This is a genomic window from Armatimonas rosea (assembly GCF_014202505.1).
In the GTDB taxonomy this organism is placed as follows: Bacteria; Armatimonadota; Armatimonadia; order Armatimonadales; family Armatimonadaceae; genus Armatimonas; species Armatimonas rosea.
The window spans coordinates 80986-92963 of sequence record NZ_JACHGW010000005.1 but is presented as its reverse complement, the minus strand read 5'-3'; the positions used below and the strand labels follow the sequence as shown (position 1 = coordinate 92963).

Genomic DNA, 11978 nt, shown 5'->3' with positions numbered 1-11978 from the left:
CTACCCCCCATCCCCCGCCCGGCGGGGGGGATACAAGGACAATTCCTTATTGTCCCCCCGTTGCACGGGGGTTAGGGGGTTGGCTCGTTTCCTTGTCAATACTATCCCGGTGAGAATCAATCCGCCCCCTAGGACGTGCCAGAGGGTGATGGGCTCATGAATCAGGGCAAACGCGCCCAGTGCGGCGGCAAAGGGCAGGGCGTACATGGCGCTGGTCGCGGCGACCGTCCCGACCGTGCCCACCGCGGCGTTCCAGGCGACAAAGCCAAAGAGCGTGGTAGGGACAGCGGTCCAGAAGACAGCCAGCCAGGTGAGCGGCGCGACCGCGCCAAAGTCGAAGTGAGCTCCGCGCCAGAGGACATAGGGCAGGCTCCAGAGCGCTCCAAAGCCGACATTGCCCAGAGTCACCTTGAGCGCGGGGGTGGTCTGGAGCTGCCTGCCCAGGAGCGTCAGGAAGCCACCGTGCAGGGCCGCGCGCAGGAGCGCCAGCGAGTCGCCGCGCCAGGTCTCGCCACCAAAGCGCAGGCCGCCCGGCGCGTGGGTCGCGACCAGGGCGACTCCGATCAGCGCGATCCCCGCCCCGAGCAAGGCCTTCTTGCCAAAGGGCTCCCCGTAGAGGCCGCGTGCCCAGAGCGCCGTGGAGAGCGGGATCGTCCCGTGCGAGAGCAGGGTCAGGTTCGCCACCGATGTATACCGCACGGCGAGCGCCTGGATAATCTCCCCGACAACAATCGACGAGAGCCCAAAGCAGGCGTACATCGTGAGCTCACGCCGGGTGAAGCGCAGCAGGGCGCGGTCCTGCCAGAACAGGCCCAGCGCAAGTAGCGGCGCAACAAAGAGAAAGCGGAGCCCCGAGAGGAAGATCGGGTCGAACGCCTCCCCACTGCCGGGGCGCATCGCCACCTTAAGCGCCGTCGCATTGACTCCCCAGATCGCAATGCAGAGGACCACAATCCCCCACGCGAGCCGTCGGCTCATGGCAGCGCCTCCGGGGGGATTTTGTAGAGAACCAGGCGCTCGACTCCTAGGGGGAAGCTGACGAGCTCATTGGCGGGGGTGAGCACCTGAGGAGCGTTCTTGTTCCAGTAGCGTAGCCGTGCCGCGACCCGCGTGACCATGAGATACTGCGGCTGGAAGGTCTGGAGGGGGCTCTTGTCGTTGGCGAGACCAGGATAGAACACAGGAATTCCCCGCAAGCGGTTCTCCAGGCAGAGCGGCGCGGCCTCGCCGATAACCACGGCGCTGGGGGGGAGCAGCTTCCCGAGGGTGCGGCTGGTATCACGGAGCGTGTAGGTGCGGGTTGCGGCCCAGTGGAGGACAAAGCCGACATTGAGCATTAGGGCCAGTGCTACCAAGACTGGGGCAGTCCTCGTACTGAGCTCCGACTGCCAGAGACAGCGCACGGTGACAAAGGCAACCAGTGCCAGAGAGGCACCGGCCGCCAGCCACTCCGCGGCACCTGCCCCAACGCTAGGCGTCAGAACCGAGGCAAGGAGATGGTCGAGGAGGAAGAAGAGCGGGATGCCCAGCCCGAGAAGCCGTCGGCGCGGGCGTAGGCGCCAGAGTCGCCAGAGGGCAGGCAGCCGCCCCAGGGTGACAGCAGCCAGTCCCACCAGAGCGGGGAGAAAGAGCAGGAGATAGCGGGTGGGGATGTAGCGGGTCAGTGCCAGCGAGCCGATCCCTAGGGCAGCCCAGACCACCAAGACACGCCAGAGCAGATCACGCCGCCGTCGCCGCCAGCCCAGGCCAAAGAGCCCGACAAGCCCGACCGTCGTAACCACAGGGGCCTGGGTCTCCAGGCAGTGCACCATGTAGCGCTTGGCGTTGCGCTGCGAGCCAAAGAGCGCGTAGCTGACGCAGCGCCCCGCCTCGGCCACCGAGCGCGGCTGGGACTGGCGCGTCCGGTAGAAGTTGGTCATGTGCGCGATCTCCGCACGGTGCGGAATCCCCCAGAGCGCCCCGTAGAGCGCGAGCCCCACCAGCGCTCCCGTGGCATAGGGAAGCACCTGCTTTCGGCGCGCCCAGCCAATGGCGAGGAGCGGCACGGGCAAGAAGATCGCATAGGTCGCCTTGAAGGCAAGGGTTGCAGCCGCGAGGAGCCCCGCGGCAAACAAGCCCCCCGCACTCCCGAGGGAGAGGCACCAGAACGCCGCGCAGTGGACCAGAGTGGCGGGAAGCTCCATCAGGGCGAGGCGGCTGTAGCCCCAGAAAAAGACATCGGTGCCCAGCAGCGCCAGCCCGGTGAGCGCGGTTTTCTCGCCGAAGCCCCGCCGGAGCGCATCGCCGAAGAACAACAGCGCCAGGAGCGATGCCACCACCGAGAGGCTCCGCGCAGCGACCAAGTGCACCCCAAACGTCCCGAAGACCAAACGCTGGGCGAGGTCCAGCAAGGGCATGAGGTTCGCATTGTTAAAGCCGTCTAAGCGCGCCGCGCCAAACAAGACCGCATTGCGGGCGTTGTAGGTATAGAAGCCCTCGTCGGTCCAGATCCCGGAGCTCCAGTCGAGGCGTGGCCAGGGGTCGGCCTCCAGCCAGAGCAGGCGTGAGACCAAGAGAAAGACAACGAGCAGAGCCACACCGAGGCGCACTCTCATGCCGCCAGTCTCTGTCCGTAGGCATCCCCGATCCCCAGGAGCTGCTTGCGGACGGGATCGCCCGAGGCGTGTGCGGCGGCCAGAAGGCGGGCACTGGGCTCGTAGCCCTGCCAAGGCTTCATCCAGAAGTGACCGTAGTTGTAGATCAGAACACGGCGCCAGTGGTCGGAGTCGTTGTTGGCGGCGCAGTGGTAGATGCGGCAGTTAAAGAGATAGGCATCGCCCGCCTTGCCGGTCATTGCGACCGCACTCTCCACAGACTGCGGCGACTCCTCCCAGCGCTGTGAGCCCGGCACAACCATGGTGGGTCCCCTGGTCTCGTCCACATCGGTCAAGAGGTAGAAGACCTTCACCATCAAGAGTGACTTGGGGTGGTAGATGCCCTGCATCCCGACATCGTGGTGCCAGCCCGCGTGGGTCTGGGGTGTGCGGGGCGGCGTGAGAAACAGATCGTTGTCGATCATCGCAACATCGTCGCCCAGGAGCGCACGGACCACGGGGAAGACCGTGGGGTGCCAGAGCAGCTCCAGCAAGCGGTCGTCGTACTCAATCGGGGCCTGGACTTGGTCCAAGGCCGCCGAGCGTGCGCCAAGGCGGCTTGTGTCGGCGCTCCAGAGTGCTTCCGCCTGTGCGGCTGCCTCCTGGACCTGCGCGAGTGCCGCGCCCACGAGGGCTCCGGGCAGGGACAGATAGCCCTGCTCGTCGAAGGCCACTCGCTGCGCGTCGGTCACGCGCGCGCCTCCATGAGCTTCAGGAAGCGCTCGAAGTAGAAGCGGGAGTCCATCGGGCCGGGGGAGGCCTCGGGGTGGTACTGGATCGAGAAGACGGGAAGGCTCTTATGGGTCAGCCCCTCCACGGTTCCATCGTTGAGGTTGATCTGGCTGACTTCGAGCTGGTCCGCGGGGAGGGTGTTGGGATCGAGGGCGTAGCCGTGGTTCTGCGACGTGATCACGACCCGTCCTGTGGGCAGGTCCTTGACCGGGTGGTTGGCACCGCGGTGGCCGAAGGGGAGCTTGAAGGTGCTTCCGCCAAAGGCGCAGCCCAGGAGCTGGTTGCCCAGGCAGATTCCCATCACCGGCTTCTCCGTGGCGACTAGTTTCTGGACCGTCTCGACCGCGTAGCCCAGCAGCGCCGGATCGCCGGGGCCAGGCGAGAGGAAGATCCCATCGGGGTTGCTGGCGAGCATCTGATCCGCCGTGGCGGTGGCGGGAAAGACCTGGGTGCGAATCCCCAGCTTGGCCAGCTCGCGCAGGATATTGAACTTGATGCCACAGTCCAGCACGCTCACTCGGAACTTGGCCTCGCTCTCGTCGGGGCCCCAGACGTAGGGCTCGGGGGTCGTGACGGTCTTGACCCAGTCGATCGCATCGTATTTATCTGTCGCGGACTGTAGGCGTGCCAGAAGCTCCTCACCGGTCTCTTCCGTGCTGAGCGCGCCCATCATCACCCCCTCGTGGCGGATGCGCCGGGTGAGGGTGCGGGTGTCGATTCCCGTAATCCCGAGCACGCCCGCCCGCTTCAGGTAGCTATCTAGCGACTCGGTGGCGCGCCAGTTGGAGTAGGTATCGGCCAGCTCCCGCACCACAAAGCCTGCGACTTGGACCTTTCGGCTCTCAAAGTCCTCGGGGGTGATGCCGTAGTTGCCGATCAGCGGGTAGGTCAGGGTGACGAGCTGCCCGGCGTAGCTGGGGTCGGTGAGGACCTCCTGGTAGCCGGTCATCCCGGTGTTGAAGACCACCTCGCCGCTCGCGCGTCCGGTCGCCCCAAACGACTCGCCCTCAAAAACCGTCCCATCCGACAGTGCTAGAATTGCTTTCACGAAAAGACCACCTCTCCCCCCACGATTGTCATCACCGGCTTGCCCGTCAGCTTCCAGCCGCCAAAGGGCGTGTTCTTGCCCTTGCTCACAAATGCCTCGGGCTCCACCACCCACTCCGCATCGGGGTCGAAGACCGTGATATCGGCGACACTATCGGGCTCCAGAGTCCCTCCGGGCAGCCCGAGAATCCGGGCCGGCGCGGTGCTCATCTGCCCGATCAGCGCGGCCAGCGAGAGGTGATTGGGCTTGACCAGGTAGGTAATCCCCAGTGCGAGGCTGGTCTCCAGGCCATGGATTCCAAACGGAGCGAGCGGGAACTCCTGCGCCTTCTCGTAGGCGGCGTGCGGCGCGTGGTCCGTGGCGATACAGTCCAGCGTCCCATCTTTGAGCCCGACAATCATCGCCTCACAGTCGGTCTGGGTGCGCAGGGGCGGGTTCATCTTGGCGTTGGTGTTGTAGCCCTTGCAGGCCTCATCGGTCAGGCACCAGTAGTGCGGCCCGGTCTCGGCGGTGACCGGCGCGCCCAGGGACTTTAGGAAACGGATGATCTCGACCTCCCGCGCCGTGGAGACATGAAGGACATGCAGGTGGCAGCCGGTCATCATCGCCAGCAGGCCATTGCGCATGACGTCCATCTCGTAGGCCTCGCGCGGCAGCCCTTTTAGACCCAGGACACTGGCCGTGTAGCCCTCGTTCATCACCCCGCCATCGGAGAGGCTGGTGTTCTCGCAGTGGGCCAGCACCGGCAGGTCGAGCATCGCGGCGTACTCCATCGCCTTGCGCATAAAGCCCGCGTCCTGTACTTGGTAGGCATCGTCGGAGACCGCGATCGCGCCGGCGGCCTTGAGGTCCCCCATCTCGGCTAGCTCGGTGTTCTTCATCCCCTTGGAGAGCGCCCCAATCACCTGGATGCGCGCCCCCTTCTCCAGCTTGGCCCGTGCGATCAGGTCTCGGACAATGGGAGCGGAGTCGATCACGGGGGTGGTGTTGGGCATGCAAGCGACCGTCGTAAAGCCCCCCGCCGCCGCGCTCCCCAGCCCCGAGGCGAGGTCCTCTTTGTACTCCTGGCCGGGCTCGCGCAGGTGCACGTGGATGTCGATCAGCCCGGGGCAGATCACTTTCCCGGTGCAGTCGCGCTCGAAGTGACCATCGGTGGGGATTCCCCCACCCAGCCTCACCTCCGCGATCCTGCCGTCTTCGATCCGCAGATCGCCGATTCCATCGATCCCACTTGAGGGGTCAATCACTCGTCCGTTTCGTAAAATCATAGTTTTGATCCCACCGATTGAAATCGGCGTCTAGAGGCGCAAGCGCCAAAAAATCGCTCCGCGACTGCCGTTATCGTTTTGCCAGAAAATGCAAGACAATAGGAAGCAACGTCAGAAAAAGAAAAAGTAGACAGCCAAGTTGCCCCAGCATATTGACCGCATTTCCCCCACGCTTCACAAGAGCTTTCTCTACTCGCAGTGAGATTCGAAAACTTCCCCAGGCACAAAGGATAAACGTGAAGGTGAGCAGTGGCGCTACTGATACAGGCCAGTACCTGGATGCAAGAGTACCAACACACCAAGCTGAAGGAATCAGGAGAAGTAGAGCCAGCATAGCCAACAGGAAAAGATATCCTGCCATATAGAGCATATCTTCGAGAAGTGTCCGGCCCATGACTCATTGCAACCTATCCTTTGAACCACAGTTTAGACAAGGCCATCGAATAATCTCAGAGACTATCGTATGACCACAAACAAGCTTCTCTGGCTTCCCCCAGCCATCATGGATAACCGCACAGAGATGTCCGCAGTCCTCACACCGAGATAGCACCATTTTCCCGCTCGGAAAACAGCTCTTGCAGAAGCGCCCCTCAAAAGGTAAGACCATGGCCGGCACGGCCTTCGCAGCCAAAGGCTCTCCAGTTCCCCCGTTCTGATCGGGGGGATTCTGACGGGATAAGCTACTCACCCTTCCGCTCCCAAGAGGAGATAGAGGACGGCCATTCTGGTGGCGACTCCATTGGTGACTTGCTTCTCGATCACCGCGCTCGGTAGGTCCGGGACATCGCCGGAGATCTCAAGGCCACGGTTCATGGGGCCTGGGTGCATCACGATCGCATCGGGCTTGGCGGCGCGGAGGGCTTTCTTGCTCACGCCAAAGAGGTTGCAGTACTCACGCGGGGTCGGGAAGAGCGCTTTTGCCATGCGCTCTAGCTGGAGGCGTAGCACCATCACGACATCGGCGTTCTCCAGGCCCTCTTCTAGGTTGGTGTGGACGGTCACGGGGAGCTTGTCGGCATCGGTGGGCAGGAGGGTCTTGGGGCCGACCAGGTGGACATCGGCACCGAGCGTGTTGAGCCCCCAGATATTGCTCCGCGCGACCCGCGAGTGTAGCACATCCCCGACAATGGCGACTTTAAGGCCCTCGATACTGCCCTTGGCATCGCGGATGGTGAGGGCATCGAGCAGGCCCTGGGTGGGGTGCTCGTGCATGCCATCGCCGGCGTTGACCACGGGAATGTCCACCCACTCGGCGGCCTGGTGGCACGCGCCGCTAAACGGGGTGCGCATGATGACTAGGTCTGCCGTGAGCGCTTGGAGGGTCAGGAACGTGTCGCGGAGGCTCTCGCCCTTGCTGGCGCTCGATGCACTGCCGCTGATATTGATCACATCGGCGCTCATGTACTTGCCCGCCGCCTCGAAGCTGGAGCGGGTGCGCGTGGAGTTCTCGAAGAACATCGTGATCACCGACTTGCCGCGCAGGGTTGGGACCTTCTTCACATCGCGGCGTAGGACCTCAGAGAAGGTTGTCGCGTTGTCTAAGATCGTCTCGATGGCTTCTTTTTCGAGCCCTTCCAGGCCCAGTAGATCACGTCCGGCTAGGTTCATTACTTCTCGTCTCCTTTGGCGATCGCTACGGCGTCTTCGCCATCGAGCTCCGCCAGCTTGACATTGATGCGCTCGGTGCGCTGGGTGGGGAGGTTCTTGCCCACAAAGTCGGCGCGGATCGGCAGCTCGCGGTGGCCCCGGTCGATCAGAACCGCAAGCTGGACCGCAGCGGGACGGCCAAAGTCCATCAGAGCGTCGATTGCGGAGCGCACGGAGCGCCCCGTGAAGAGGACATCGTCCACGAGGATCACGGTCTTGCCGGTGATGTCAAAGGAGATGCTACTGGCACGTGCCTCGTGACGCCGCACCGCGTAGTCGTCGCGGTAGAGCGCGATATCCAGCCCTCCGCAGGCGACCGAGTGGCCCTCGATACGCTCGATCAGCCCCGCCAAGCGCGCGGCGAGTGGCTCTCCGCGGCGCACCACGCCCACCAGCGCGATCCCTGCCGCGCCTTTATTGCGCTCGACAATCTCATGGGCGATCCGGGTGAGGGCTCGTCGCACATCTCCGGCGTCCATTACCTGTGTCTCTGTCATCGTTCTCTCCATGCAAAACGCCTCCCCGCCAGGAGAGGCAGGGAGGCGCAAGGCAAGGACATTCCCACGGCAGTGTAGGAACCGAACCTGTCATTTTAACGCGCATCCTTGTCCGCCTCTCGGGGCGGGCTCCGCCTCACGGGACGGCTCACAAGGGACTTTGCAGTTGTCTATTGTCAGTGTAGCATGCCCAACCCCGGCATGCAACTCTTACTCGAAGGTCTCGCGCTTGGGCTGCGGGGTCTCGTCCTTGGGCTTCTCCCGCTTGATCTCGGGCGCATCGGAGACCGCGATCGTCCCCATCTCCGAGGGCACGGGGCGAGCGGGCTCCTGGGTAGTCGCGGTGGTCGTGACACGGGGAGCGGACTTGAGCACCGCCCGAAACGGGAGTGCGATATAGAGCTCGACATCGCCCGAGCTCAGGTCCATCAGCGCCGTGGTGTTCGACGGAATCCGCTTGGGCAAGACCCGGTCATCGACATTGACCTCGCGGTGATCCAGGTCGCCCCCGGGGAGCGAGACCTGGTACTTGACACTTCGGGCGTAGGTATCGCCGTTGAGGTTATCCGCGGAGAGAATTCGCGCCATCACCGGAGCGCCATTGGTGAGCAGGTGCTCGGCGCGGGAGAGGTGCTGTCGGAGACGCAAGGGGAAGTAGACCAGCCCCGCAACCCCAGCCAGCACCAGGGGAAGCCCCATAACGGCATTGAAGCTATGTTTGGTGATCGCGATCCCAAAGAGCGCAAACCCTCCTACCAAAAGCAGGCCAGAGATTCCCCCCATCACCAGGACATTGGGACGGTTCCGATCTGGGACATCGTCAAACGACACGATCCGTCGGGGGGCGGCTTCCAGGAGCTCTGGTTCAGGAGACCAGGCATCATCGACGTTCACGTTCATGGACATGGCGAATAAATCCTCACGAAGGCAATAAAGTCGCTTAGAAGAGCGAGTATATTTTGCGGTGCATTATACGGCAACTCTGCCGCGATTGGGGGTGTGTTTTCCGACACCCTGGTTTTGGCGCTGTCCTAGTGGCACCGGTAGTGCCGCCAGCCCGGCTGATAGTCTGGTGTTAGGTGCGCCAGCTGCGCAACCAGCACAGCAACGGCGGTCTCGGAGAGGTGGAAGCCCCGCGCCTGTACCTGTGCCTGTGGCTCCCGCAAGAGATGCAGGTGGAAGAGCACGTCTTCGGAGGCCAAGGTCAAGAGCTGACGGATCTGGTAGCGCTCCAGGAGATCAATGGCCATCTGACAAGCCTCCCGTAGCTCGTCGTCGGGGTTGAGCTCGAGAGTGCGTGCAAAGGCCTCGCACGACGGTGAAAGAAGCCCTAGCTGCTGGAGGATCACCCCGCGCTTAAAGTGATGGGCACTATCGAAGGGATCGAGGCGGACCATCTCATCGGTGAGGCGCAGGGCGCGCTCGTACTGTCCTCGGTGCAGGTAGGCAGTGGAGAGCAGGTCGCGGGCATGGATCGAGCGGGGCTGGAGCTGCAGGAGCATCTTCCCGTGCTGGATCACATCGTCGAAGCGCCCAATCTCGACACAGATATCCGCCAGTGCCTCGCGGGAGACAGGACAATCGGGGACGTGGGCGACGGCGGTCTCGAGGATCTCCCGCGCCTCACCGGCACGTCGTCGCTGCCGTAAGAGGGTTGCGAGTCGGAGGTAGCCGCGTGTGGAGTCGGGGAGGGCATGCACTAAAGTGCGAAGCTGGGCGACCGCCTCCTCCACTCTTCCGGATGCCGCCAGCGCATCGGCTTGATGCAGCCAGCGCCACTCATCGGAGGGGAGCGGGAGAGAGTCTGTATCGGAGATTAGTGCTGTAGCCTTGCCTGCCAACGTCGTTCCTGAATCGCATTATACGCATTTTTTCACAGAATGCTCTTGTGGCATAGAAATTGCCGCACAATTGCGGGTTTTCTCACCAGAAGAAGGAAATCGGAACGCGCCCTCGGGAATCGAAGACAATCCCCTCTTTTTCGAGGCGTCGGCGCTGCTCAGCGGCAAGGACGGGAGAGTGGCGTGCGACCCGGAGGGTGCCATCGCTTCCGACCACACGGTGCCAAGGCACCTGATCTTCTTCGGCAGAGTGCGCCATCGCCCTCCCGACCGTTCGAGGTCGTGCCCCTACCCGATCTCCTACCTCACCGTAGCTTAAAACACAGCCCGCGGGGATGGTCCGAACCAGCGCATAGATCGCTTCAAATTCGTCCATTCCCGTGGGCTGCTCTGTGGACTTAGTCCAGGATCACGACCCGGACACGCTTGCGGCCGTACTGGTTGGCCACGCTATCCGAGTTGAAGGCAAGGTCGATGCGCATTCCTTTGATGGCACCGCCGGTGTCTTCGGCGACGCACTCGCCGTATCCCTCGACATAGAGCCGAGTGCCGAGCTTGATGACACGGGGATCGACTGCGACAACGCCGTAGCGAACACGAGTGCCCATCGTGGTACGGTTCCCCCACCGACCGTTCTCGCCGGGGCCGTAGCCTGTGGCAGTCAGGGTGAGAACACGCTTACCTTCGTAGCGAGAGAGATTTCCCAGAACACCACGGGAGCTGAGTGTCCCGCGCGCTGCCTCTTTCGTGGGTGCCGCGGCCTTCGTGGGCGCAGGCGGTTTAGGAGAGGCCACTGCCGGGGCTGCTTTCGGCTCAGAAGAGGCTTTTGCCTCCAGAGAGACCTGCATTCCCTCGGTGATGGGAGTGGTGAGAGGAGCAGAGAGCTGTAGCTGCTCGGTGAGCGCCACATTCTGTTCCTGGAGCAGCGCACCAATGGTCTTGGCGGTGGTTCGGAGCACGTGGCTCTCCCCCTGTACCGACAAAACGACGGTGTGCAGCTTGTTTGCGCCCGACTGTGCAAAGGCGACCACACTGGTCAGAGCGGCCAGGGTAGCGATTGCAGTGCGCGTATAGGTTGTGAAGGGCATGATGCCTCCTTTCTCGGTGGGGATAGCCTGGCACAAAAGTCAGTAGGCCACCCTCCGCAGTCAGAGACGAACGCCAATTTGGGTCCGCCAATCGGCACGATTGCCGACGTGGTGGGCATTGAAAATACCGTTTCCGGTTTTTCCAAAACCGGTAGAGTATAACCCTGACCGTTATTAATGTCAAGTTAGGCTTAACAATATAAACATTCTCTAATAGTTATTCATAACATCAGCCTGACAAAAACCCCTAAAATACCGGGGAAAGAAGGAACGCCTCCCCCCGGCGTGGAACCCTTAGAATCGAGTACAGGAACTATGTCTTTTGACCCCAAGCGCTATGTCATTAAAGTTCAGGGAGGCCGTGAGTACCTCCCTGTCTCTGCCCGCCTGATCTGGTTTCGCGCCGATCACCCCGACTGGGGGATCGTCACCGATGCCGTCGAGATCAACCACGAAAAACAGTATGCGGTCTTCCGCGCGACGATCTTTAATGAAGAGGGGCGCCTGATCGCCACCGCCACCAAGAAGGAAGATGTCAAGGGCTTTGGCGACTACATTGAGAAGGCAGAGACCGGCAGTGTCGGACGAGCGCTGGCGATGTGTGGCTACGGTGCCCAGTTCGCGCCCGAGCTTGAAGAAGGTGGCCCCCGCCGCGGAGGAGCCGCCGCGGGGCCGCGTATGGCACCGCCCCCTCCCGGTCCGAGTAGCTACGGTCCGCCGCAGCGCGTTGCGCCCGTCCCACAAGCTGCGCCCCCACGCCCCGCGCCCATGCCGATGCGCGATGAGCCACCGCCGCCCTTCGACGATGACGAAGAGCTCGCGCCAGCTCCCCGTGCGGCAGCGCCCGCGCCGCGCCCCGCTCCCCCTCCCCAGCAAACGCGTCCGCCACAACCCCAGCCCGAGGGCCTAGGGGATCTGCCTCTGCGCCCGGCGTCGTCGCTCCCACCACGGCCCACACCGCGACCTGCGCCTGCGGACATGCCGCCCCCTCCCCAGGCACGTCAGGTTCCCGCCAACGCCCCCATCCAGCGGGTACGTGAGCCAGAGCGCCCCAACGCAGACCCCGGCGGCGATGAGGAGCTCGACGACCTCGACGATCCCTTCGCCGATGAGGACGCCCCGCCGCCGCCACCGCGCGGTGCCGCCCGTCCGCCTGCACGCCCCGCGCCGCGCAAGCCCGCGCCAGATAGCTTGCTATGACCTACCCCCTAGCCTCCGCCCGGC

The 11978-nt window shown here is 63.3% G+C and carries 12 protein-coding genes; 1 reads left to right on the top strand and 11 read right to left on the bottom strand.

Annotated features, from left to right (window positions below; all coding sequences use genetic code 11):
• The 11 genes from HNQ39_RS23860 to HNQ39_RS23810 all read right to left on the bottom strand — a co-directional run bounded on the left by HNQ39_RS23860 (position 1) and on the right by HNQ39_RS23810 (position 10754).
• On the bottom strand, positions 1-978 hold the full coding sequence (locus tag HNQ39_RS23860) for a DMT family transporter (protein WP_184202859.1): 978 nt from the start codon (positions 976-978) through the stop codon (positions 1-3).
• Positions 975-2594 (bottom strand): glycosyltransferase family protein, encoded by a 1620-nt coding sequence (locus HNQ39_RS23855; RefSeq protein ID WP_184202857.1) that lies wholly within the window; start codon positions 2592-2594, stop codon positions 975-977. The genes HNQ39_RS23860 and HNQ39_RS23855 overlap by 4 nt, the downstream gene beginning before the upstream one ends.
• Positions 2591-3325: a phytanoyl-CoA dioxygenase family protein gene (locus tag HNQ39_RS23850; protein WP_184202855.1), complete on the bottom strand. Its 735-nt coding sequence runs from the start codon at positions 3323-3325 to the stop codon at positions 2591-2593. Before HNQ39_RS23850 ends, HNQ39_RS23855 begins: the two co-directional genes overlap by 4 nt.
• The gene (carA, locus tag HNQ39_RS23845) at positions 3322-4413 is read right to left on the bottom strand and encodes a glutamine-hydrolyzing carbamoyl-phosphate synthase small subunit (RefSeq protein ID WP_184202853.1); all 1092 of its coding nucleotides are present in this window, start codon (positions 4411-4413) and stop codon (positions 3322-3324) included. Before carA ends, HNQ39_RS23850 begins: the two co-directional genes overlap by 4 nt.
• Positions 4410-5681, bottom strand: coding sequence for a dihydroorotase (locus tag HNQ39_RS23840; RefSeq protein ID WP_184202851.1), 1272 nt, complete (start codon positions 5679-5681; stop codon positions 4410-4412). Before HNQ39_RS23840 ends, carA begins: the two co-directional genes overlap by 4 nt.
• A 684-nt stretch (positions 5682-6365) precedes the next feature.
• Positions 6366-7289, bottom strand: coding sequence for an aspartate carbamoyltransferase catalytic subunit (locus tag HNQ39_RS23835; RefSeq protein ID WP_184202849.1), 924 nt, complete (start codon positions 7287-7289; stop codon positions 6366-6368).
• On the bottom strand, positions 7289-7825 hold the full coding sequence (gene pyrR, locus HNQ39_RS23830; RefSeq protein ID WP_184202847.1) for a bifunctional pyr operon transcriptional regulator/uracil phosphoribosyltransferase PyrR: 537 nt from the start codon (positions 7823-7825) through the stop codon (positions 7289-7291). Before pyrR ends, HNQ39_RS23835 begins: the two co-directional genes overlap by 1 nt.
• A gap of 210 nt (positions 7826-8035) precedes the next feature.
• A complete protein-coding gene (locus HNQ39_RS23825) occupies positions 8036-8731 on the bottom strand; it encodes a hypothetical protein (RefSeq protein WP_184202845.1) in 696 nt (231 codons plus the stop codon).
• Positions 8732-8856: 125 nt separating this feature from the next.
• Positions 8857-9666, bottom strand: coding sequence for a tetratricopeptide repeat protein (locus tag HNQ39_RS23820; protein WP_184202843.1), 810 nt, complete (start codon positions 9664-9666; stop codon positions 8857-8859).
• Between the two features lie 82 nt (positions 9667-9748).
• Positions 9749-10042, bottom strand: coding sequence for an MGMT family protein (locus tag HNQ39_RS23815; RefSeq protein WP_184202841.1), 294 nt, complete (start codon positions 10040-10042; stop codon positions 9749-9751).
• A 22-nt stretch (positions 10043-10064) separates the two neighbouring features.
• Positions 10065-10754: a 3D domain-containing protein gene (locus HNQ39_RS23810; RefSeq protein WP_184202839.1), complete on the bottom strand. Its 690-nt coding sequence runs from the start codon at positions 10752-10754 to the stop codon at positions 10065-10067.
• 315 nt (positions 10755-11069) lie between these two features.
• Between HNQ39_RS23810 and HNQ39_RS23805 the strand changes: the two genes are divergently transcribed.
• Positions 11070-11954 (top strand): hypothetical protein, encoded by an 885-nt coding sequence (locus HNQ39_RS23805; protein ID WP_184202837.1) that lies wholly within the window; start codon positions 11070-11072, stop codon positions 11952-11954.
• Positions 11955-11978: the final 24 nt, after the last annotated feature.

Coding starts and splice junctions, on each gene's coding strand:
- HNQ39_RS23860 (WP_184202859.1), bottom strand. CDS start 978: ATGAGCCGACGGCTCGCGTGGGGGATTGTGGTCCTCTGCATTGCGATC.
- HNQ39_RS23855 (WP_184202857.1), bottom strand. CDS start 2,594: ATGAGAGTGCGCCTCGGTGTGGCTCTGCTCGTTGTCTTTCTCTTGGTC.
- HNQ39_RS23840 (WP_184202851.1), bottom strand. CDS start 5,681: ATGATTTTACGAAACGGACGAGTGATTGACCCCTCAAGTGGGATCGAT.
- HNQ39_RS23835 (WP_184202849.1), bottom strand. CDS start 7,289: ATGAACCTAGCCGGACGTGATCTACTGGGCCTGGAAGGGCTCGAAAAA.
- pyrR (WP_184202847.1), bottom strand. CDS start 7,825: ATGACAGAGACACAGGTAATGGACGCCGGAGATGTGCGACGAGCCCTC.
- HNQ39_RS23825 (WP_184202845.1), bottom strand. CDS start 8,731: ATGTCCATGAACGTGAACGTCGATGATGCCTGGTCTCCTGAACCAGAG.
- HNQ39_RS23815 (WP_184202841.1), bottom strand. CDS start 10,042: ATGGACGAATTTGAAGCGATCTATGCGCTGGTTCGGACCATCCCCGCG.
- HNQ39_RS23810 (WP_184202839.1), bottom strand. CDS start 10,754: ATGCCCTTCACAACCTATACGCGCACTGCAATCGCTACCCTGGCCGCT.
- HNQ39_RS23805 (WP_184202837.1), top strand. CDS start 11,070: ATGTCTTTTGACCCCAAGCGCTATGTCATTAAAGTTCAGGGAGGCCGT.